The organism is Actinopolymorpha sp. B9G3, from assembly GCF_040120725.1.
GTDB lineage: Bacteria > Actinomycetota > Actinomycetes > Propionibacteriales > Actinopolymorphaceae > Thermasporomyces.
Genome location: NZ_JBEEAB010000035.1, coordinates 12,661 through 34,706, shown reverse-complemented (window position 1 = coordinate 34,706; position 22,046 = coordinate 12,661). Strand labels below are relative to the sequence as shown.

The following is a 22,046-nucleotide window of genomic DNA, read 5'->3' as shown; positions in this document are numbered from 1 at the left end:
CCGCGAGTCAGGCGACTCCCCTTGGAATTGGTCATCTAGCGAAGCCTTGGTCGGTCGTCGGTGCTCACCCGCGCACAGCTGGCGCGAGGCAAGATCGTCTTGACGTCGAGGCGATGAGCGGGGCACTGCGACGAGCCGGCTGACGGCGAGCCACCCAGTGTGGTGCTCTACCATCGCCAGGGGAGAACGCGGTACAGCGGAAAGGTGGCTCGACCTCATGGCCGGACGGGCGCTGCGCAGTCCCCGACGGGCACAGCTCGACGTGCTCCGCAGCGCAAGCACGCGATCACAGGTCTACGCGCTGCTCCGCAGGGCCATCGTCTCCCTCGATCTTCTTCCTGGACAGGCGTTGTCGGAGAACGAGCTCGCCGCCCGACACAGCGTGAGCCGTACCCCGGTACGTGAAGCACTGATCCGGCTCGCCGACGAGAACCTCGTGGAGGTCGCACCCCAGCTAGGGACTTTTGTCTCCAGGATCAGTGTGCGCGACGTCATCGAGATCCAGTTCATCCGCGAGACCCTCGAACGCGCCTCACTTCCGCACGCGATCAAGAACATCACCGCCACCGACGAGGCCTACCTCCGCGCTCTGCTCGACGAGCAGGAGGAGGCCGGACGCAAGGGCGACCTGCACCATTGGTTCGCCACGGACGAAGCCCTGCACCGGACTCTGCTGGAGATCGGCGGCCACCCGCGCGTGTGGCCGATCGTGTCGTCGGCGAAGGCGCACCTGGACCGGGTACGCATGTTGAGTCTGCCCGATCCGACCATCCTCGGCGAACTCCTCACCCAACACCGCGCCATCGTGGACTTCGTCACCTCCAAGCAGCGCAAGAAGGCCGACGAGGTACTGAGCCACCATCTGCGGATCGCGCTGGACATCCTCGAACCGCTCGAGCAGGAGCACCCCGACTACTTCGTTCTCGACGAGGAGGAGGAGGACGAGGTGAGGGAGGCGCCGGTACCGCGGCCAGTCAAACGGACCGCCACGAAGGCGGCGTCTCGACGCCGCCGCTGAGCACCCGCAGTCAGCGCGGGATCCGAACGAACGTGGGGAAGTACAGCGCCGGCTGATCCATCAGGCCAGTCGGCCGCTCGGAGTTGTTGTTGTAGGTCAGCACGAGATCGTCACCGGCGCCGCGCAGTTCGGGGTGGGCCTTGGCGCCGTAGACGAATCCGCCGTCACCGTCGCCCTCGGCTGGGTGGAAGACAGTGGCGAACTCCGACCACGGTCCTTCGGGTCGCTGGCCGTGGCGTAGGACGATGTCGGCGCCATAGAGGCGGTTCGTCTGGACCCAGACCAGCTGGCCCGTCGCCTCGTCGCGGTGGACGGTGAACTCACTCTGTGGCTCCGCCACCGTCAAGGCGGGCTTCCCGGGCACCTCCGGCTCCGTACGCCATCCATCGTCGGTCCCGCACCACCACTCGAGATCGCGCAACCGGCCCGCCGCGGCATCGGCGACCCGCCAGCGGGCGAGGTACTGCCCTCTGTCCACGTCACGGGCGGCGGCATGGGCGTACACGTGGTCGCCGTCGCACCACACTGCGCCGAAACCGATCATTGTCGCGAACCGGGAGTGGACGGGTTCGAGGTGGTCATCACCTATGAACTGGATCTGCCAGTCGTCCGGTTCGTCGTAGGGATTGTCGACGATGAGTGCGGCCCAGCCGTACTGCTCGAATCCCCACACCGGCAGGGAGTTCGCCCGCTCCTCCGGTGTCCCCTTCGGCGTGCGGACCCGCGCCTGGAAGATCAGCAGCCGGTCATCGAGCAGCACGGCGTTGCCCGGCCAGAAGTACCCCTCGCCGTCGTCGGCGAACACGGACGACGGCCGGCCGTCGTCCGACGTACGCCAGTGAAACGTCATGCGCGCGGAGGTGGGATCGAGTCCATGCTGGACCCCGATGGAGTTGTTGATCATCACCGCGTCGCCGGACTCCCGGCGCCCCTTGCCGGCAAGGGAGATGAAGGTGTCGGCGAAGATCCAGACCACCCGGTCGTTGCCGACCTGGAGGGAGTACGACCCGTCGCCGCCGACCCAGTGCGGGTCGGTACGAAACAACCTGTCGGCCTCCGGCCAGGCCCGGCCGCTGTGCGGTGTCAGGTTCCACGCATCTGTCGCGTTCATCCTGTGATGCTAGTATGCAAGCTTCCAGGTTGGCGACCCGGGAGGGGACTCTCGTCGTGACATTCGTCTTCACCCAGGGACAGTCCATCGTCTTCGCCGGTGACAGCATCACCGACGCCGGACGTACCCTCGACATCGGCAAGATCGGTGATCGGCTCCTCGGCGAGGGCTACGTGCGCAACACCGTCGGCCTCATCGATGCCCGCTATCCGGACAACGGCCTGCAGGTGCACAACACCGGCATCGGCGGGATCACCAGCGTCGACCTGGTCGAGCTGTGGGACGAGCAGGTCCTCGCACGCCGGCCGGACTGGGTCACGGTCATGATCGGCATCAACGACTGCAATCTCACCATCGCCGACCACGAGCTGGCCGTACCTCCCGAGGCGTACGAACGCAATTGCCGCGACATCCTCACCCGCACGAAGGCGGCGGATGTACGGATCGTCCTGCTCGAACCGTTCTACATGTGGCCCGAGGACGAGCCGGGCCATCTGCAGCAGCGGACGCTCGACCTGCTGGCCGACTACCGAACGATCATCCGCGATCTCGTCAAGGAGTTCCGCACTTTGCATGTGCGTACGCACGAGGCTTTCCAGGAACAGCTGAGGTTCCGGCCCTTGGACGAGATCGGCATCGAGCCGGTCCACCCCACCCCGTCCGGCCACCTCGTCATCGCCCACGCCCTGCTCGACGTCATCGGCTGGTAACGCCGGTCCTCAGGACAGCTGCGACTGCACCTCGCCGAGAAGCTCCGCCACGTCGACGGCCTGGCGACGTCGACTGCTCTCGATCGCCGCGAACATTACCGCGGTCGAGTGGAGATTCACATCGACTGCGGTCGGTGCGGCCGGTCCACCGTCGAGCCAGTCGAGGAAATCCTCGATCAACGTGAAGTGCCCCCAACGTGGCCGCTCCAGCAGGGGGACGGGATCCGGGCGCGGCCCGTCGGTCGGTGCCGCTCCCACCGCTCCCTCCGGTGTGTAGCGCGAGACCTTGCGCCGGTTCATCACCAGGGTGGCGTTCTCACACTCGGCCCGGACGTACTCGTGGCCCCAGCCGTTAAGTCCGACAGCATTGCTCTTCGTACCTTCGTAGAAGGCATGAACGCCGTTGTCGAACTCCAACAGCACAAGGCCCTGTGAGTCGCCGTCGTACTCACCCCAGGTGGGGTTCCAGGTCTTGGCGGAGACACGCGTGCACCGGCCACCGGCGAGGTCGACCAGGATGTCGAGGTGGTGGATGGCACCTTCGATCATCAGGGGGTCCGCCATCTGGTGCCGGAAGACGCCCCAGGAATCGCGCTTGCGGTTTGCCGAGGTGAACCGGCCGACGAGATAGTCCAGCTGGCCGTTGCGTTCGGCCCGAAGCTCCTCCCGCAACGTCGTCTTGTCCTGATCGAACCGGTGGCTCATCGTGAGCGACATCTTCTTGCCTGCCCGCTCGACCTTGTGCGCGATGCGGGCACTGCCCGCGAGCGTGTCGGCGATCGGCTTCTCCGACAGGATGTGCAGGTCGTGCTCAAGGGCGGCGTCGACGACGTCCTCGTGGAACGCGGGGGGTACGACGATGGTGCAGAAGTCGGCAGGGTGGTCCTCGAGTGCCTTGGCCAGATCCGTGTAGCAGCGGTCCGCACCCAGGCCAAGCCCCTTCTGGGCGTTGGGAAGCACGTCAGGGTTGACATCGACGGCCGCGACCACCTCGATCCGACCCTCGGCGACGAACGGCGGCAGAAGCGCACCGCACCAGAAGCCGGCCATCCCACCGGTGCCGACCTGGATCACGCGATAGATCATGTCCTTCACTCACCTTCTCCTGTTGCCGGCACTGCCGGTCCGTGCGTGTGCTCCCACAGGTGGCCGCGCCGCTTCGCACCGCGCATCGTCGTCTCGAAGAAGACGGCGAGGACGGGACCGTCGACCTGTGGAAAGTCGTGGTGGTGACCCATCCGGGTGGCGACGCAGTCCCCTGGACCGACGCTGTACAGCACATCCTCCGACGACGCCGTCCCACGTCCGGACACGAGAATCCAGTACTCGTCGCAGTCGTGATAGTGCCGATCGAACGCCGTGTGCTTGGGATAGGTGACGGGATCACCGATGTCTCCCGGTTTGTCGGCGCGCTGCACGCCGAAAATTCCGGCACCACCGCAGTCCTCTCCCCAGTGCCCACCGAGTGTGACCACAGTCGCCGGACCTTCGGTGTGGATGGCGTACGAGCCCGCCGACACGTCGAGGCTGCCGCCGCGGCTCACCGCGCGCATGTCCGTTGTCAAGGCGACCTTGCCCTCACCCTCGACGAAGACAACCTTGTTGGCTTTGTGGGCTGCGTTCCAGAGGACTCGGCCGGACGGTGGAATGGTGACGATCTCGAAGTGTTCGAGTTCGCACCACTCCGGTCGTCGGCTCATCTCTCCGTGGAGGACCGGCATCACTTCTCCTTGTTCTTCGAGAGCCGATGCGGCTCAGGAAAGGTTGCCCGGAGCAGATGCACCTGTGCAGGCACGCTCGAGCCCACGGAGTTGCCGCAGTAGTAGCTGACCACGATGGAGCGGCCATTCGCGGTGGCGAGGTCAGGATGATCCCAACCCGAGTAGAGATTGAGCGTGCCGTTGTCGGTGCACGCCGAAGCGGTGTCGTAGAGCTCCATCGGTGCGGACCACGGACCCACGTACGTCGGTGCGGTGCGGATCTTCAGCTTGCGGTCCCAGTCGAGATAGACGGCGATGTAGGAGCTCAGATAGGCGTTCCACGAGATGGAGTGATGGCCACCCCATGCCTCTTCGAAGCCGACCATCGACGCGGCCTGCGTCATGTCGTCCACCCAGGACGCGGGGTCGGCGCCGGGTCCGCCGTTCCAGTAGCGGAACAGTGCCTTGATCTGCGCCGCGGTTTCTGTGTCGCCCGGCCCGTCGCCCTCGGTCAGCAGCCGATCGAGGGCAGAGAAGTCGGCACGGGTGGCGAATAGCGGGCGGCCGTACGGCGGGTTCGAGCCGGCGTGGGTCAGGTAGAGATAACCGTCGTCGACGATCGCCGTCCCGTTGAACTGGTGCGGGTCGACCTGCGCGGTGAAAAGGCAGGTCGGATTGCAAGCCACAGGGTTGTCGCGGGTGACGTATGGATAGCGGTGCCGGGCATCGGGCGCATGGATGCGGGCGATGCCGGCGCTCGTCCACCACGGGTGGGAGTCGAAGTCCCAGGGGATCTGGAGTTGGTGGAAGAACACCCACGCATCACCGCTGCCGTCGGCGGTGGGAACGATCCGGTTGCCGGCCCACAGCGCGAAGCGGTCACCTTCCGGCGGGTTCTGTTCGGCCGCCGTCATCGGGATGAACGGGACGGGATTGCCGTCTGCATCGGTCTGCTCGTCCGTCCGGGTGAGGTCGGCGGCCGCCGACACCGGCAGCGACGGCCCGAGCGCCGCGGAGTTGTCGACCAGGCCGAAGTGTGGGCTGATCGCATCGCCGAAGAGCCACAGCAGCTTGCCACCGACCGGGCCGCTCATCCCACCGTCCCGGATGAAGGACGGATTGCCGCGGTCGGGCTGCTCCAGTGTGCCTAGCTCGACGACACTGGGTGGTCGCGTGAGCGGACTGGCGGGTCTCCCCCGATCGCCGCGGCCGGCGGTGCTCACGGCCAGTTCCCCGGCTGCGCTCCACGTCCCCGCCTCCGTGGCGGGGGGGCGCGGTGCCGCCGTGGCAGCGGTCGACGCCATTGTCCCGACGAGACCGATCGCGCCGGCGGTACATCCAGCCAGCACGAGCGAGCGGATCCTTCGCCTGGGTCGGGGTGCGGACGCCATGGACTCACCTCACCTGGGGGATGCGGTCATTCGCGTGCGTGTGCGTGGTGTGCCATACTAGTGCTCCAGCCTGCCGGCGTCGACAAGCAGGGTGCGGACCTGCCAGGGCCGGAGGTCGACGACCGCCGTCCCCCCGGAGCCGATGGGCCGGCCGCGGGTCTCGGTCAGGTCGGACTCCCGCACCTGCGCCCCCGCGGGTAGGCCGCTGACCGTGGTACGGACCGCCCGCCCCGAGGTCTCCGCGATCCGCACCACCGTGCCCACGCCGGTCCTTGCCAGGCGTACGACGCTCGACACGCCTACCGCGGGCTCCACCCGTAACCGCCAACCCGGGAGGGTGGTCTCTGCCGTGTCAGGCGTATGCACGGACGCGACACGCGCGACCAGGGGCTGGTTGAAGCCGGCCGCCAGGTGCGGGATGCCGGCCTCCCGCCATGAGCGGAGATGGGGTACGAATGCGAACCGGTACGCGTAACGGCCGCGGTCGCTGCGCGGGTCGGGGACGTACGATGTGCGGACCAGCGTCAGCCGCACCCGGCTGCCGAGTACGTCGTGGCCGTAGGTCGAGTCGTTCAGCACGGCGACGCCGTAGGCGGCGCCGCCCACGTCGGCCCAGCGCAGAGCCGGGACCTGTTGGCCGTTCGACCGGCGGCGAACGGCGGCGTACGGCGCCTCGAACCACGCCTCGCACTCGTCGACGTCCGGGGTGAATGCCAGCTTGAGGTTGGGCACACCATGGTCCTCGTCGCCGGGCTCCTGCCAGTCGACGTCGACGGCGAAGTCGACCCGCGGCAGGTCGCGGTAGAACGACAGCCGCTCGACGATCCGCGACGACCGGAACTCGTGCGTGACGCCGACCACGACGCGGACGGGGCCTTCCTCCAGGACCTCGCTGGTCGCGCCGGCGAGCAAGCTGCGCTCGGTCTCGACCTCCTGGTACTGCCACGAGGACATGAAGTGCGGCCGCTCGTCCACGACCTGGAACACGTTGAGCGCCAGGTCGGGCCGCGCGGTATCGCCGTAGTCGCTCATCCGCTGCATGCCGAACGCCACGAGGTCGCGGCCAGTTCGCTTGTCGACGAACGACGTGAGGATCCCGCAGTCCCTGCGTAGGGCGACACGGAAGTGGGGTGTCTCGATCCGGAGGTAGCGCGGGTCCTCTTCGCTGCCTCCCTCCTGCCGCACTGCCAGTGCAGGGTCCGGTCCGTCCCACAGCTCGGGCTGGGGCGACTGGTCTCCAGTCGCCTCCGTCACGCGGTAGGTGGTTGTGCCGTACGCCGGAACCCGTGCCACGAAGGCGAGCCCGTCATCGGTGTGCTGCCCGGGCGTACGCCGACCGCCGGGGTCCACCAGGACTGGACGGACGACGTCGCCGGCCACGCCCGGCACGATCACCAGGTCTTCACGGTCGTGGCCCAGCGGGTTGGCGACGACCACGGCGCCCTCCTGGGCGGCGTCGGCCAGCACGGCCAATGCCCGATCGATGACGGCGTCCGTCTCCCGCACGATCCGGGCGTGGTCCTCGCGGGTCTTGACGTACGCCTCGGCGATCGCCGACCCGTCGAGGATGTCGTGGAACTGGTGGAAGCACACGTCCCGCCAGCCCTGCGTGAGCGCGGGATCGCGGGGGATTCCCGCGAGCGCAGTCAGTGCCTCGGCGGTCGCGAGCCGGTTCTCGCCGTCGCGGTTGGTCTGCTTGGCATCGACGTGGCTCGTGTAGCAGCCTTCGAAGATCGTGGACGACTCGCCGCGGTGCACCGGCAGCTGGACACCGGCGCTCACGAGTTGTCTGGCGTACGCCTGGAGTGTCGAACACCGCGCGGTCGGCAGGCCGAAGGTTCCCGTGAGGCTCCGGAGGATGTCGTAGCCCTGCCGGGTCGGGCCGCCACCATGGTCGCCGACCCCGACGAAGAGCAGCGCCGCCGGCAGGCCGGCCGCGGCCGCCTCGGCCGTGGCCCGGGCGATCGCGCCCGCGCTCAGGTTGCCGTTGTAGCTGTCGGTCGAGCAGGCGAGGATCCGGGTCCCGTCGACGCCTTCCCACCAGTACGCCGGCCAGCGCCGGCCGGACTCCGCGCCCGGGTTGCACCGGTGGTGGTAGTAGACCTGGGCGCCGGCGTCCACGGCGAGTTGCGGCAGATTGGCGGAGTGTCCGAATGTGTCGGGCGCGAGGAAGACCTTCGGGCTCACGCCGAGGTGCTCGCGGGTGAAGGTCACTCCTTCGAGCAGTTGGCTCGCCATCGCCTCACCGGACGCCAGGTTGGTGTCACCCTCGACCCACTGGGTGGTGGCGGGTTCCCAGCGGCCCTGGCGTACGTAGGAGACGATCTGGGCGAACAGCTCGGGCTCCTCGGTCCGGACTACTTCGTAGCCCGCGGGTTGGCTGTGGGTGAAGGTCACCTCGGGGTAGTCGCGCATGATCGCCAGCACGCTGCGGATGTCGCGCTTGATCACCTCGCGGGCGTCGTCCCACGACCAGAGCCAGGCGAGGTCGATGTGGCAGTGCCCGATGACGTGGACGTCGATCGCGGCGACCCGCTCGGCGACAGGTACGAGTGCTGTGGCCATCGCGTCGAGGGCCGTGGCAAGATCCGTCTCTTCGGTGTCGAGCAGCTCCACCGGGACAAGTGCAGCCGACGCCTCCACCGCTCGGCGCTCCTCTGCGGTTGCGGCCAGTTCATCGGCAAGGTGGAGCCGCGCCCACGCGAGGTCCAGCGTGTCACGACGCGCCCGCAGTCGCGGCGTCGTGAAGGACAGGCCCAACCAGGTCACGAAGGCGCCGGCCTGCCCCTCGAGTGCCGTGATGGCCACCTCCAGCTCGCCGTTGCCGCCTTCCCGGATCGCGGGTACCACATCGACGAGGGCCGGCCCCGTCGCGACGGGAGGGACCGACTCCTTGACCAGTACGGTGCCGCCCGCGGTGACCTCGATCGGATAGATGCTGGTGACGGTCATCTCCAGCGTGTCCCCGAGCAGGTCGACGCCGTGCAGGGTCGCCGGCAGGTCGAGTGAGCACCGGGCGATCCGGATTTCGCCGTCGCGCAGATCCAGCTGGCCGAGGCGTTCGATGTCGCGTACTTCCCCGTCTTCCTCCGGCACCCGCCAAACCGCCGGGGACCACCCCGAACCGGCCGTGTCCGCCGCCGTCCGCAACCGCGTCAACGCGTCCTTGACAGTCATCGTGGAGACCCTCCTTCGGCCGTGAACGCATACAGGTTGCCGTCCCAGGCGCCGACCAGGACCGTGTTGCCGGAGGCGGCCGGCGAGCTGGCGACCCACGAGCCCAGGTCATAGCTCCAGAGCACCTCGCCCGATCTGGTGTCCAGGGCGTACAGCCGGCCGTCGTTGCCACCGACGTACAGGCAGTCCCCCGACACCGCGGGTGAGGACAGCAGCGCGGTGCCGAGATCGGCCTGCCAGCGCAACGCCCCGCTCGTCAGCTCCAGCGCGACGACGGCCCCGCTTGGCAGCGATGCGAAGGCCGTGTCCCCCGCCACCGCCGGGGCCGTACCGTCGACGTTGCTGGCGACCAGGCACTTGGTCGGGCCGATGTGCCGCCACCGTTCCTCGCCGGTGGCCGCGTCGAACGCCTCGACCGCGTTCGACGACTTCGATTTCGCGTCCCGAAGGATCGTCAGCACGAGGCCGTCGGCGTAGACGCACGGGCCCTGGCCGGCCGACACCGCGTTGTCGCCGGGCGGCAGGGTGAGCTTGCCCGTCCAGGTCAGCTTGCCCGTCGCGAGGTCGATCGCCCACGGAAAGCCGAAGCCGGGGTTGACATAGACCCGGCCGTCGCCGACAGCGACCGGCCGGTGGTCGGTGGCTGTGAAGAAGAAGTCGTTGCGGAAGGTCCACCGCTCGTCTCCGGTGGCCACGTCGCGGGCCACGATCGCCGACCGCCCACCCCCGTTGACGTTGTACGCATGGAGCACGACGCCGTCGGCCACCGCGAGGGAACAGTAGGCGGAGGCGTAGGCCATCGGGTCGCCGTCGTCGACCTGGTGCTGCCAGCGGACCTCGCCGTCGTGCGCGTCGAGTGCCTGCAGCGTGCCGGAGAGCGAGGTGGTGAGGACCAGTCCGCCCGCGATCGCTGGCGCGCCCTCCACCAGGCTGTCCGCCTTCGACCGCCACTTCCGCGCTCCGGTCGCGAGGTCGACCGCGACAACGCCGCAGCCGTCCACACCGTCTTCGTTGCGTACGCCGATGTAGGCGGTGTCCCCCGCAACGGTCGGCGAACCGGACAGGATCGTCCCGCCCGTGGGATGGCTCCACGCGAGCCGCAGCGGAGGGCGTACGACATCAGGGGTGTGCCCACCGCGGCCCGCGCCGGCGTGGAACTGCGCCCACGGGGTGTCCGACCGGGGCGTCTCGACCACGTTGGCCGGCACGACGGTGAACTCCGCCTCGCGGCTCCACGTCCTCCCGCGCTCGTCGCTCGCCTCCACCTGCCAGGCGTGGGCGCCGAGCGGCAGAGCCGGCAGCGGCGCGGTCCAGGTGCGCGCGCCGGTGACCTTCATCGGCTGCCACTGGCCGCCGTCGACGCGGTAGCGGGCCGCACTCACCAGACACGTGGTGTTGTACGCGCTCGCCTGCGCGGTGAGAGTGCCGCGCGGCACGCTCGTGCCCGGACCTGGATGGACGAGGGTAAGGGCGTTGCGGACCCCGTACATCCGGTATGGCGCCTCGACCGGGCGAGGCCTCAGGTCGACCACGCGGAAGCCGAGCGGGGTCTGATCGAGGCTGTAGTAGGACGAGGTGGTGTTGACGTGCGGGATGCCGTGGAGGATCCGGGTGTCGACCCGGTTGACGTGAGCGTGGCCGGACAGGACCAGGCGTACGTCGTAGGGCTTCAGCACGTCGAGGTACGCCTGCGCGACCGGCGCGTGCTCGGGGTAGTAGCGCTCGATCCACCAGTCGAGCTCCGGCAGCGGCGCATGGAACATCACCACCACCTCGCGCCCCCGCCCGTGCAGCGCGAGGTCGGCCTTCAGCCAGGTGAGCTGCTCGTCCTGACCGGAGCCGACCATGTTGTCGAGCGCGACGAAATGCTGCCGGCCGTAGCCGAAGGAGTACCACTCCGGGCCGAGCGCCTTGCGATAGCCGTCGACCAGCCAGTCGTACGTCCAGTCGGGATCGGTCCACCAGGCCAGCGGATACTCGTGGTTGCCGACGACGGGCCACACCGGCACGGCACTGCCGGCGGTCCCGGTGCGGAACGACTCGAACTCCGTCGCGAGCCCCCACTCGGTCTCGTCACCCGTCAGACAGAGGAAGCGCGGAGCGCTGTCGCGGCCGTGTGAAGCGACGGCGTCGGCCATCAGGTCGTTGAACTGGCCGACCTGGCCCTTCCAACGGCCGAGCGGATCGGGGTCGAACGGAAACCCGAAACCCTGGTCGGGACGTACGTGGGGATCACTCACCGCGAGGAAGCGGTAGTCACGGTCGTCGGCGGCAGGGTCGCGGCGAAGGGCGAAATCGACCCGATGCTCGCCGCCCACGGCGAGGGTGACCTGGCGGTAGAACGTCGGGATCATGCCGGCGTCGGGTGGAGCCGCCCAGCCGGACGGAACGCTGACGAATACGAGGCCGGTGCTACGACGGGCCGGGTCGACCTCCAACTCATAGCGGCCGTCGGCGCCGGTCACGGCGATCGTCAGACCGTCGGATACTGCGACGTCTGCGATGCCGCGCTCACCAGGGTCGAGAGTGTCGTTGTGGTTGGCGTCGGCGAAGACGTGACCCCACACCAGCGCCTTGCCTGGGGCGACGGCCCGGCGTTGGCGCGACGCCGGCGCTGCGCTCGCTGGCGGCAGGCCGACGAACGCCTCGATCGATGCCGACGCGGCGACCAGTCCGGCGGCCTGGAGGAGGCGGCGCCGGTTCAGCTCAGGAAGTGGTTCCATGGAAAGCCCCTTCTCGTACGCACCGGACGGTGCACTCAGGACAGGTCGATGTCGATGACGCGCAGGCCGTGTGGGCCGTCCCAGACACCTGCGCCGTGGTTGCGGAACCGGACCTGCGCCCGGTCACCCAGCCAGGTGAGGTAGAGCGTGATCAGCGGGGCGGTCCAGGTGATGCGCTTGCCGACGTAGTAGAGCGCGGAGGTGTTGATCGCCACGAGCGTGTGGCCGCCGAGGACCCTGGTGGTCACGAGGCCGGGCACATCGATCGGCGAGTGGGTGTGGCCGGAGATCCACGCCGTGGCGTTGTCGTGTGCGGCGAGGACCTCGAGGATCGCCGCGTTGTCGTGGATCTGGAAGCCCGGCGTGCGCGAGGTGTAGTGGATCTCGTCGTCGCCGAGAACCGTCTCGGCGAGCGGGGCGTGGCAGGCGATGAGGCAGTCGGTGCCGCGCGCGTGGGTGAGCTCGTTGTCGAGCCAGGCAAGCGTGTCGTCGGAGAGTCGGAGCAGCTTGCCCCACGATGGTTCGCCGGGTCCGACGGCGATCAGCTTGGCGAATCCCAGGTCGGCGGTGTAGTTCTGTGACGGCCAGCCGTAGACCGCCGCCCACTCCGACGCGTCGCGCCAGAAGTTGTCGTGGTTGCCGAGCACGTTGTACCACGGGGCGTCGAGCTGCTTGAGCCACTCCAGGGCGAGTGCGTCCTGTTCGGGCGTACCCAGGTCGGTCATATCGCCGAGCTGCACGTGCGCGACGGTCGTGGGGACCATCTCCTTGTCGAGGTCGTCAAGGACCGCTTGACAACGCTCTGGTGAGATGCCGCCGATGTGAACATCACCGATGAGGTGCACCGTCGACTCCGGTGGCGGGAGATACGCCTTGGTCGGCATCGGCCTCAGCCCTTCATGGTCGTTCGTTCGTACGCACGAGGTGTGGGCGCGTGCGTCAGGTCGGTTCGTGGCGCAGGGCGACGAGGACCCCGGTCAACGCCGGTACGGCGGGCCTGTCGTCCTGGTCGCCGGTCTCGCGGCCTCCCGGCCGTACCCGAAGCGACACGACCGCACCTGTCGCGAGGTGGCGCGCCTCGCGATCCCATTCACAGACGTCGAAGTGCCAGTAGGTGCCGGCGCTGATCTCCTCACCGGTCTCGACCTTCGTCGTCTTGGTCACGATCTGCCGCTCGTCGCCGAAGCGCCGCCCGATCAGGCTCACCTCGAGGAAGGACTCCTCCGATTCCATGACGTCGTTCGTGGTGACGAGGCCGCCAGCAGCGAGGCGACACGGGAACGGTGCCACGAATACATGCGTCTCCGACGGTGCGCCGATGTCGCCGAGCTGGCAGGTCGTGACCAGGTGCTCGATGGTGGGCTGGGTCATGAGTCGTCCTCAGTGGCCTTCGGGCCTGTCCACGGCGGCAGATTGCGTGGCGTGTACAGGTGCGGGCCGTAGAGCAGGACGTTCAGCCCGATGTCGTTGTCCGGCGTGCACGGGAACTCCTCGCCGTCGCAGCCGAGGCCGTTCGTACTGAAGACGACCATGGGCTTGCGCGGCGACGTGCCAGGAACGTTCGTGACGAGGAAACCGCCGTAGATCCAGCGCCCCTGCGGGAACGACACGTCCTCGGGCACCAGGTCGGCGGGCTCACCGTCGACGCGGACGACCTTCCAGGGTCCGGCGGGGCTCTCGGAGTACCAGCCGTAGACCTCGGTGCCGAAGACCCAGAGATAGCCCATCTTGCCGGTCAGCAGGTAGCCCGCGCCCCAGCGGACGACGCCGCCAATGGACAGGTCTCTGGGGTTGGCGGGCTCGTCGAACGACAGTGCGTCGGCCTTGCCGACATCGCGCGACCAGGGCTTCGGTCCGGACCCGGTCCAGTACTCCCAGGGACCGTCGACCAGCCGCTCCGCCCTGACGCGAGCGAGATAGATGCCGGGCGGATACTGTCCGTCCTCGCTCGGGCCGCCGGCCTGGAAGCCGCCGCCCGGGCCGTAGAGGTAGACCATTCCCTTGTCGTGGAACACCCAGAACCCGAACGCCGGCATGTCGGGAACGGTGGCGTCGAACGGCACCGGGTCGACCGACATCACCTCGAGGTCCGGAAGGGACATCGTGTGCACCCGCATCTCGCAGGCCCGCCAGCCGTCGGGTTCGATACAGATCCCGGTCGAGACCATCCGCAGGACGGCCGGCTCGACGCTCTGGTCGACGTAGCCGCCGGCCGGCCAGAAGACCATCCCGTCCTCGTCGGGCATGTACGACGACGGGTTGTCCTGCGTACCGCCGATCAGCGGCGTGAAGCACCTGCCGTCCTGGAGCTGGAAGCTGTTGTGCGGCATGTTCCAGCCGGGACGCAGGGCGTTGTTCTCGTCGACCTGGCCCGCCAGGGTGTCGCCGAACATCCACAGCACCCGACCGTCGGGCAGCTTGATCGGGCCAGCGCCATCAGCGCCCGCCCAGCCGTCGGTGCGGTGGTCGAAGACTTCCTGATAGTCGGCCGGTGACCTGGGTACGCGGTCGAGGCAGTGCGTCGGCCACCCGTTCGACGACGCGTCGGTCGGTCCAGCGTGCGCAGGCGCGGGCCCACCACGGGGCCCGTCAGCGGGTCCACCAGCGTGCGCAGCCGCGGGAGCGGCGTCCGCGTGATTTCCGGCGATCAGATCCGAGCGCCCCTGTGCTGACGGGCTTGTGGCTGCAGCCACCGAGGTGAACCCGATGAGCGGAACCACCACGACAGAGACAAGAACCCCCGAGCGGAGTCGATACGGTCCGCGCATCACGCCACTCCCTCCTCCGGGCCGCGGCTACGACCACGTCCGATTCCAGGGCAAGGCCATCCCGTGCAATAAGGCAGTAGACTAGTATGGCAGTACGCCGAAAGGCCAGTGATCCGTCCACATTGGTTGCACGTGGGAGGCGAACAAGCCCTGGAGTGCCGCGGCCCACTCTGTTGGATGAGGGCGCCCCTCATCCAAAAAGTTCGCCTCGAGGGCACCCTCAACGAATGGGCCGTCGCGGCAAGCGCGCTCTCACACAGGCCGTTGTAGCGTGGGCGCTCTCATCCCATAGGTCCGCCTCAAGGGGCAAGTGCCGCCTACGTCGCGGGGCGGAGGTTGTGGATGATGCGGTGGCTGGAGTTCCACACCGTCGGCGGGTGGATGTAGGGGTCGTCGATGCTCGGCCATCCGACCCAGTAGCGGGTATTGAAGCTGTACAGCTTCTTCGCGTGTGCCGCCGGAAAGAACGGCAGATCGCGGAGCCACTCCCGTGCCGCCGCGATGAACGGCGCGTCGATCCGCGGGTCGCCCAGCGGCAGCCCTGCCATGGCATCGACATTCTTGCTGTAAACCGAGTTCTTCCAGCGCACGCTGTTGCCGGCCGAGTCCGTGCCGACCGGCGCTACGTTGCGTTCGTGGAAGAGATTCATCGAATACCACGGTTCGCTCACCGAGCCGCAGGCGAAGAAGTCGGCCGCCGCCTCGAACTTTCCCTTCGACAGGTTGTCGGCGAAGATGCCGAATGCGAGCTTACGGACCGTCGCATCGATCCCGATCGCCTGCAACTGTTCGCCGATGACCTCGGCGTACCGCGACAGCTCTGTCCCCTCGCTTGGTACGTCGATCCGCATACGCAGCGGCTTTCCGTCCTTGCGATAGAACCCGTCACCATCGGCCGTGTAGCCCTTGGACTCAATCGTCTCGCGTGCCTTGTCCGGGTCATGACGCATGATCGGGAACTCCTCGAAGAGCCCTTCGGCCTCGAGTAGGTCGACGTAGTCGTTGAGTCCTTTGTATGGTGGGAAGAAGATCGGCGCCTTCGTCGTCGACCCTTCGTACGCGATCCGAACGATCTCGTCCTTGTCAACGGCGAAGTTGACCGCCCACCGCATGTCTCGGTCGTCCCAGGGCGGGACGGTGTTGTTCATTGACAGCAGTCGGGTGCACGGATCGGCCCAGGAATAAGGCTTCTCGGGATTCCAAGCGACGAAGGCTTCGTTGCGGCCGTGCAGGCTCTCATAGGCACCAGTCGTGATGTCGTCGAGGACGTCGACCTCGTTGTTGGTCGCCCTGGCGACCCGGACCTCCTCGGTCTCGGCGACGACGAACTCCAGCCGCTCCGGTTTGGGCAACGGCTTGAACTTGGCCTTGACACCCCACCAGTTCGGGTCACGTTCCCAGGCGCACTTCGTCGGACTGGTGCTGGCGAGTTTGTACGGCCCGGTGAAGACCGGCCAGCCCTTCTCCGGATCGTAGTTCTTGAACGTCAAGGCATCCTTGCCCCGCCAGATGTGCTCGGGAAGGATGGGCACATTGCGGAAGATCTTGACCGAGAAGTAGTCGAGCTGGAACCTCGGATTTGGCTTCGTCAGGGTGAATTCCACCGTCAGCTTGTCGAGCTTCACCACCGCCTTCACCCACTCGTTCATGGCAGCCGCGTTGCTCAGCTCCGGCGGGCCGTCCTTGAGCAGCGTGATCGTGAAAACGACGTCATCGGCGTCGTAGTCCTCCCCGTCGGACCACTTCACGCCGTCCCGGATCTTCAGCGTCCAGACGTCCAGAGTGTCGTTGGGAGTCAGCGACTCGCCGAGCCAGGGTTCGATCTCACCGGTTTCGTAGTTGAGGATGAACAGCGGCTCCATGAGCGCGGACTCGAACCCGTTGTCGTCCCGCATGCCCGGCACGATGGGGTTCCACAGGTCCGGCGACTGCACCCGGCTTGCCATGTCCCAGATCACGACCTTGGCGCGCGGATCGTCCTTGTCGACCGCGCCGGTTCCCGGCGAGGGCCCGGCGCCCTCGCAGGCGGCGAGCAGTCCCGCCACCCCGCTCAGTGCGACGCCGGCGGCGGCACCGCGATGGAGGAAGCCGCGGCGGGTGATGCCTTCGAACCTCTCGTCCCCCGTGCCGGCGATGCGTTCCACAGTCATTACTAGTCTCCTTGCAAGATCGCGTGGTGACGACGCCCTCGGGCGACGCCTGGTCAGGTGGTGGACGGTGGCGCTGGCGGAAGGTCCGAGAGTTCGGCCAGCCCGGGGATGGAGGAGGTGTCCGCAGCTTCCGGCCGCGCCCAGGAGCTGTTGGGAATGAGGGGGAACCAGCCCGGGCGCAGCGCGTCGCGGTCGTAGGCATAGCTACCGAGCCGACGGAAGAGTTCGGCGTAGTGCTCCAGTCGGTCGCGGTCGAGCTCGACACCCAGGCCTGGTCCGGTGGGCACCGCGATCGCGCCATCGTGGTAGGTCATCTTGCCGCCCACGATGATGTCATCGACGAGGTGGTGGTAGTGCGCGTCCGCCGCGAACGTGAGCGTCGGCAGGACCGCGCCGAGATGGAGCATGGTGGCGAGCTGGATACCCAGTTCACCGGAGGAGTGGACGCAGATCTGCTGTTGGAACGTCTCGCAGACGCCCGCCGCCTTGATGCAGGCGCGGATTCCACCCCAGAACGTCGTGTCCAGCAGGATCGTGTCGACCGCCGGATCGCGCAGGTTCGTGGCGAGCTGCTCGAAGTTGACGACGACCGCATTGGTGGCAAGGGGAATCGCCACCGCGTCCCGCACCTGGCGCATGCCGTGCAGGCCCCACGTCGGGTCTTCGTAGTAGTCGTTGTCGAGATCCTCGATCGCCCGCCCGAACCTGATCGCCTCGTCCACCGACAGCACGCTGTTGGGGTCGTAGCGGACCCGGTCCCCCGGAAACGCCTCGGCCAGCGCCCGAAAGCACGCCAGCTCATGGGCGGGTTCGAACACGCCGCCCTTCAGCTTGTGGGTGGCGAATCCGTACCTCTCCTTGAGTTCCTTGGCATGCTGGACCAGTCCGTCCGGGCTGAAGATCTCCCCGGCACCCGTCACCGGATGTGCGTACCGGAAGAACAGATAACTCGCGAACGGCACCTTGTCGCGGATCTTCCCGCCGAGCAGGTTGTGCACCGGGACACCGAGCGCCTTGCCGCAGAGGTCGAGACAGGCGAACTCGATCGCGGCCAGCAGTTGGGAGCGGTTGTTGTAGAGCGACGCCGTGGGATTGGCGATCTTGAACCGCAGGGCCTCCAGTTCGAACGGATCGTGCCCGACGAGATACGGCTTCAGCCCGTCGAAGTCGGCGGGCTGGCCGCCACCGCCCATCTCGCCGAGACCGGTGATCCCCTCGTCGGTGTCGACTTCGATGATCGTACGCACGAACCGGCCCCAGTGCGCGCCATTGGAGTGGCGGAGCGGCGCTTCCAGTGGGACGGTGATCGTGGTGGCCCGCAGGTCGGTGATCTTCAACGGCTACTCACTCTCCACGATTTCCGCACTCCTGACGAAGGCACAGGACTAGCATACTAGTCGCCTACTCACCACCCCTATCCCTCGGCGGGCGGTTCGTCTTCCTTCTTCTTGGGTTCGGGCTTCACCCACAGCTCGCGGAGCACGGGATCGCCCAGGTGGTCGAGGCGGAAGTCGCGCGCCGATCCCAGGCGATCGTCTCGAACCAGCCAGTGGGAGCGTACGAAGGTCAACGGGATGGCCGGCATCAGCTCACACACCCGCCGTTCGGCGCGCCGGAGAGCGAGCAACTGCTCCTCCTCGGTAGCCAGACCGGAGCCGGCCCGACCACCGTACGGCGCGACCTCCTTCAGGTAGTAGCGGTCGAACCCCGGGTCGCTGAACTTCGCCACGTTTCCTGGCTCGCCGGTGCCCACGAGGTTCCACAGGTACGCCTCGGGCGACGCCATCCGCTCGCCGTCCCATCCCATCAGGAACGGTCCGTCGAACCCGCCCTTCGCTCGGGCCAGGAAGTCCTTGTCTGGCAGAGGTTTCGGCTCGGCGACCAGGCCGAACGCCTTCCTCCACGAGGCGGCGATCGCGGTGACGATGGCGGCGTTCTGGTATCCGTCGTAGTAGTAGAACGGCACCTTCTCCCCGCGCAAACTTCCGCGCGCCGACGCGAGAGTCTCCCGCGCCCGCTCCACCGCCGCCGACGCGGGAGCCTCACGTGCACAGGCGTCCCGGTCATGGGCGGGACCGACCAACGGCGGCAGGAAGCTCGTCGCGATGTCGGTACTTCCCGCGTACGCCTCGGCGACGATCTCCTTCCGGTCGATCGCCTGGCTCAGCGCCACCCGGACACCCTCGTGCTCGAAGAGGTTGCCCTGCTGCCAGGGCAGACCGACATAGATCGCCTGGTGGCCGTTGCCGCCGACGTAGCTCTTCTTCTGATCCTTCGCCGCCGCGGGGCGTTCGGCGAGGGGCGGCTGGACGATGTCGACCCACCCGTCGGTGTAAGCCTTGTAGGCGTCCTCGGGAGTGTCGTAGACGTAGAAGAGGATCTCCTTGGCATAGCCGGCGCCGTCCCGGGTCAGCCCCCACGGGGAGCCGTGGTAGCGCGGATTGCGCACCAGCCGGATGACCGGATCGCCGGGGTTCCACGACGCAGCGAGTCGGTAGGGACCGGCGCAGCCAGGCTTGCGGGCGAACGCCAGCGGGTCCCGGCGGCCCGCCTCGTCGTCGACGATCGCCGAAGCGGGGTTGGCAAGCCGGCGCGCCCAGGAGGCGTCCTCCCCGTTGACGATGATCTCGATGCCGAACGGATCGGAGACGCGGGCACCGGTGAGGTACTCCCGGGCACGGTCCGGTGGCTCCTCGGTCGTACCGCGGATGTGCTCGTATCCGCCGATGTCGCGGAAAAGCGCGGCCATCGACCCCGCGGTCTCCTCCCGCGCCACCCGCGACAACGAGTCGACCACGGCCCGGGCGTCGACCTGCCGGCCGTCGGGGAAGTAGACGTCCTTGCGGAGCGTCGCGAGGATCCGGGTGGTCCCCGACTCCGTGCTCGTCGACCACTTCTCCACGATGCCGGGGATGAGTTCCCCGGTCTCCGGATCGGTCCGCAGCAGCGTGTCGCACATCGTCCGGACGATCAGCTGGCTGCTCGGGTCGGACGCGTCCGCCGGGTCCAGCGCGCCGGGCCGGATGACGGCGACCTTGATCGTCTGCCCGGCCTTCGCCTTCACGCTGGCAGCCGGTGACTCGACCTCGATGCCGCCGGGCAGGGTGACACACGACGTCGCCGCGAGGGCGGTCGCGACGACCGCGGCCAGCGCCACGACCACCCGGCGGGCTCCTGCCTTGCGTCCCTGTGTCAGCGCACTCATGGCTTCGGCACCTTCGGCTTGCTGGTCAGCGTGTAGACGAGGTTCTGCTGGAACTCGTCGAGCCGGTCGACACTCGAGGTCGTCGACCTGGACGCCACGACCAGCCCACCCAGACCTGGCGCGATCGAGAACGCGTAGCTCACCTTGACATGCCCTTCGTCGTGCAGCAGATCGGTGTACGGACGGGTCAGCTCGAGGGCAGACAGCGGCCCTTCCGCGGGGCCTTCCGGCCGGGGCGCGGGCGTGGGCGGAGGTGACTCGGTGGGCCGCGGCGGCTCGGTCGGCGGGAGCAAGCGGGTGTCGACGTACTCGTCCGGTGCCGGCTTGGGCCCCGGCTTCGTCCCCGGCTCGATCCGCACGTCGACCCGCCACGCCTCTGCCCGCACACCGCAGCCCGGGACGATCTCGTTGGGAAGAACGTCGATCGAGGCCACGACGTCGTTCCGTCCGGCCGTGCCAGTCACCGTGTAGCTGGCCTCGCTCGCCGGGTCGACGGGGAACGGGACGAGGAGGATCCCCTCGCCGTCGTTGTAGGCGACCTGCTCGCCGTCGGGATGGGTCACGGAGACGAGATACATGCCGGGCGAGCCGGGTTTGAGCTTCTCCGCTGGCTTGTCCGCACCACCCGGCGGTTCGGGGATGACGCGGTAGCGCGTCGTCGTGACCGAGCCACCGAGGTCGTCGCGGGTTTCGTAGTCGAAGGAGCTCCGGTCGTCTTTCCACTCGACGTTTCGAACGGTACGAATGAGCGTGGTCGGCAGCTTGCCCGCGTCCGAGATGATCCCGTTGACCTCGTACGCACTGACGGCATAGTCCACGATCGGCGTCCGCATCCGGTACGTCGCCTCGACCGGCGGGGTCTCGATCGACGCCCCCGCCGCGACCAGCGGGGAGCGTGGGCCGGAGGTCGGACAGCGGGGCGGCTCGGGTGCCTTCGACGGCGGCTCGGGTGTGCCCTTGATCCGTGCCGTGACCGTCTCCACCACCGAGGAGGTGGCGTCGCTGCCGACCGTGGTGGTCCGGGAGTCGGCGATGACGAGTCCGCCATACTGTGTCGCGATGTGGTAGGTCACGTCGAACGTCGCCGGTGCCGGGCGGCGAGCGGACGAGACGGTGCCGGTGAGGCGGACCGCGCGGCTGTCGAGCAGAGCGCCACACGCCTCGACCTGGCCCTTGTCGAGCACGGTCGAGGTGTAGTTCAGCGCCATGCCACCGACGCTCGCCTGGGCCTGCACGGTGTCGCCGCCGAACACCGGCCAGCGGGCCAGCAGCATTCCGCCACCGCCGTTGAACTCCAGCGGCTCGTCGTCGCCCGCCTGGACGGAGAGGATGTACATCCCTGGCTGGGCCGGTGTTCCGACGCGGACCGTACCGACGATGGGTGGCTCGGTCGACGGTGCGAGGAACGGCGGTGGGGGTTCGCGGATGTTCACCGGACGGGGGACGTCTGGCTTCGCCACCTCGGGGTCGTCGAGGACGACGCGGTAGCGGGTGGTCGTCGTCCCGTGCGGTGCCTCCACCACCATGTCGAAGTCGTAGTAGGTACCGCCCGGGGCCCACTCCACATTGGCGACGGTCCGGGTCGTCGAGGCGGGCATGACGGCGTTGCGCCCGCCGTCGGCGGAGACCGCCTCGAAGAGGCCCTGCGCGAAGAACTCGTACGTCGCCTCCGCCGGTGGCGCAACCGGAGCGCCGGTCGCCGCGACGACCTCCTGCCGCGGGTCGGTGAACGGACACTCGTCGGACCCGGTAGGTGACGGCAGCGGTGACTGCGCGAGCTCGGGATTGACCAGCCAGCCGGTGGGAGTTCCGTCGACTTCGCCCGCACTTTCGACGTACGGCGGCAGTGGCACCGCCTGGGAGGCCGCCCGCGCGTCGCGGAGTGCCAGCCCGGCCAGTTCGCCGCGCACGTCGACGTCGATCTCCTGCTCGGGTCCCGCGCAGGCCGCGCCCGCCGACACGAGCACAGCGACGGCGAACAGTGCGATACCTCGTCGCATCAGCCCCTCATCCCTTCGTCGCGCGGGTTGTTGGAGGTTCGTCGCCCTAGAAGGCGACGAACCTCCAACAACGTGGGTCACCACGCTGCGCAC

Annotated in this window: 15 protein-coding genes; 2 read left to right on the top strand and 13 right to left on the bottom strand. The window is 68.2% G+C overall.

What is annotated here, in order from left to right; genetic code table 11:
- Positions 1-217 precede the first annotated feature (217 nt).
- Entirely contained in the window at positions 218-1,018 is an 801-nt protein-coding gene (locus ABNF93_RS32675; RefSeq protein ID WP_349332133.1) for a GntR family transcriptional regulator, read from the top strand.
- A gap of 10 nt (positions 1,019-1,028) precedes the next feature.
- Here ABNF93_RS32675 and ABNF93_RS32670 read toward each other — a convergent pair whose 3' ends face one another.
- Complete coding sequence (locus tag ABNF93_RS32670; protein WP_349332132.1) at positions 1,029-2,129, bottom strand: DUF5005 domain-containing protein; 1,101 nt, start codon at positions 2,127-2,129, stop codon at positions 1,029-1,031.
- Between the two features lie 14 nt (positions 2,130-2,143).
- On the opposite strand from ABNF93_RS32670, the gene ABNF93_RS32665 reads away from it, so the two are divergent.
- On the top strand, positions 2,144-2,839 hold the full coding sequence (locus tag ABNF93_RS32665) for an SGNH/GDSL hydrolase family protein (protein WP_349332131.1): 696 nt from the start codon (positions 2,144-2,146) through the stop codon (positions 2,837-2,839).
- Between the two features lie 9 nt (positions 2,840-2,848).
- Here ABNF93_RS32665 and ABNF93_RS32660 read toward each other — a convergent pair whose 3' ends face one another.
- From ABNF93_RS32660 to ABNF93_RS32605, 12 genes are all read right to left on the bottom strand, one after another.
- A complete protein-coding gene (locus ABNF93_RS32660) occupies positions 2,849-3,925 on the bottom strand; it encodes a Gfo/Idh/MocA family protein (protein WP_349332130.1) in 1,077 nt (358 codons plus the stop codon).
- A 5-nt stretch (positions 3,926-3,930) separates the two neighbouring features.
- Positions 3,931-4,560 (bottom strand): cupin domain-containing protein, encoded by a 630-nt coding sequence (locus tag ABNF93_RS32655; RefSeq protein WP_349332129.1) that lies wholly within the window; start codon positions 4,558-4,560, stop codon positions 3,931-3,933.
- On the bottom strand, positions 4,560-5,762 hold the full coding sequence (locus ABNF93_RS32650) for a glycoside hydrolase family 183 protein (protein ID WP_349332128.1): 1,203 nt from the start codon (positions 5,760-5,762) through the stop codon (positions 4,560-4,562). The genes ABNF93_RS32655 and ABNF93_RS32650 overlap by 1 nt, the downstream gene beginning before the upstream one ends.
- 225 nt (positions 5,763-5,987) lie before the next feature.
- Positions 5,988-9,107 (bottom strand): alpha-mannosidase, encoded by a 3,120-nt coding sequence (locus ABNF93_RS32645; RefSeq protein ID WP_349332127.1) that lies wholly within the window; start codon positions 9,105-9,107, stop codon positions 5,988-5,990.
- The gene (locus ABNF93_RS32640; RefSeq protein ID WP_349332126.1) at positions 9,104-11,830 is read right to left on the bottom strand and encodes an outer membrane protein assembly factor BamB family protein; all 2,727 of its coding nucleotides are present in this window, start codon (positions 11,828-11,830) and stop codon (positions 9,104-9,106) included. The genes ABNF93_RS32645 and ABNF93_RS32640 overlap by 4 nt, the downstream gene beginning before the upstream one ends.
- Before the next feature lie 35 nt (positions 11,831-11,865).
- Entirely contained in the window at positions 11,866-12,714 is an 849-nt protein-coding gene (locus tag ABNF93_RS32635; protein ID WP_349332125.1) for a metallophosphoesterase family protein, read from the bottom strand.
- 55 nt (positions 12,715-12,769) lie between these two features.
- Entirely contained in the window at positions 12,770-13,201 is a 432-nt protein-coding gene (locus ABNF93_RS32630; RefSeq protein WP_349332124.1) for a hypothetical protein, read from the bottom strand.
- Complete coding sequence (locus ABNF93_RS32625; protein WP_349332123.1) at positions 13,198-14,598, bottom strand: DUF5005 domain-containing protein; 1,401 nt, start codon at positions 14,596-14,598, stop codon at positions 13,198-13,200. Before ABNF93_RS32625 ends, ABNF93_RS32630 begins: the two co-directional genes overlap by 4 nt.
- 317 nt (positions 14,599-14,915) lie before the next feature.
- Positions 14,916-16,748: an ABC transporter substrate-binding protein gene (locus tag ABNF93_RS32620; protein WP_349332122.1), complete on the bottom strand. Its 1,833-nt coding sequence runs from the start codon at positions 16,746-16,748 to the stop codon at positions 14,916-14,918.
- Between the two features lie 53 nt (positions 16,749-16,801).
- Positions 16,802-18,085 carry an enolase C-terminal domain-like protein gene (locus ABNF93_RS32615; RefSeq protein ID WP_349332121.1) on the bottom strand — a complete coding sequence of 428 codons (1,284 nt, stop codon included), beginning with the start codon at positions 18,083-18,085 and terminating at the stop codon, positions 16,802-16,804.
- Between the two features lie 77 nt (positions 18,086-18,162).
- Positions 18,163-19,953 carry an ABC transporter substrate-binding protein gene (locus ABNF93_RS32610; protein WP_349332120.1) on the bottom strand — a complete coding sequence of 597 codons (1,791 nt, stop codon included), beginning with the start codon at positions 19,951-19,953 and terminating at the stop codon, positions 18,163-18,165.
- Entirely contained in the window at positions 19,950-21,953 is a 2,004-nt protein-coding gene (locus ABNF93_RS32605) for a hypothetical protein (RefSeq protein ID WP_349332119.1), read from the bottom strand. The genes ABNF93_RS32610 and ABNF93_RS32605 overlap by 4 nt, the downstream gene beginning before the upstream one ends.
- Positions 21,954-22,046: the final 93 nt, after the last annotated feature.

Coding starts and splice junctions, on each gene's coding strand:
- ABNF93_RS32675 (WP_349332133.1), top strand. CDS start 218: ATGGCCGGACGGGCGCTGCGCAGTCCCCGACGGGCACAGCTCGACGTG.
- ABNF93_RS32670 (WP_349332132.1), bottom strand. CDS start 2,129: ATGAACGCGACAGATGCGTGGAACCTGACACCGCACAGCGGCCGGGCC.
- ABNF93_RS32665 (WP_349332131.1), top strand. CDS start 2,144: ATGCAAGCTTCCAGGTTGGCGACCCGGGAGGGGACTCTCGTCGTGACA.
- ABNF93_RS32660 (WP_349332130.1), bottom strand. CDS start 3,925: ATGATCTATCGCGTGATCCAGGTCGGCACCGGTGGGATGGCCGGCTTC.
- ABNF93_RS32655 (WP_349332129.1), bottom strand. CDS start 4,560: ATGCCGGTCCTCCACGGAGAGATGAGCCGACGACCGGAGTGGTGCGAA.
- ABNF93_RS32645 (WP_349332127.1), bottom strand. CDS start 9,107: ATGACTGTCAAGGACGCGTTGACGCGGTTGCGGACGGCGGCGGACACG.
- ABNF93_RS32640 (WP_349332126.1), bottom strand. CDS start 11,830: ATGGAACCACTTCCTGAGCTGAACCGGCGCCGCCTCCTCCAGGCCGCC.
- ABNF93_RS32635 (WP_349332125.1), bottom strand. CDS start 12,714: ATGCCGACCAAGGCGTATCTCCCGCCACCGGAGTCGACGGTGCACCTC.
- ABNF93_RS32630 (WP_349332124.1), bottom strand. CDS start 13,201: ATGACCCAGCCCACCATCGAGCACCTGGTCACGACCTGCCAGCTCGGC.
- ABNF93_RS32625 (WP_349332123.1), bottom strand. CDS start 14,598: ATGCGCGGACCGTATCGACTCCGCTCGGGGGTTCTTGTCTCTGTCGTG.
- ABNF93_RS32620 (WP_349332122.1), bottom strand. CDS start 16,748: ATGACTGTGGAACGCATCGCCGGCACGGGGGACGAGAGGTTCGAAGGC.
- ABNF93_RS32610 (WP_349332120.1), bottom strand. CDS start 19,953: ATGAGTGCGCTGACACAGGGACGCAAGGCAGGAGCCCGCCGGGTGGTC.
- ABNF93_RS32605 (WP_349332119.1), bottom strand. CDS start 21,953: ATGCGACGAGGTATCGCACTGTTCGCCGTCGCTGTGCTCGTGTCGGCG.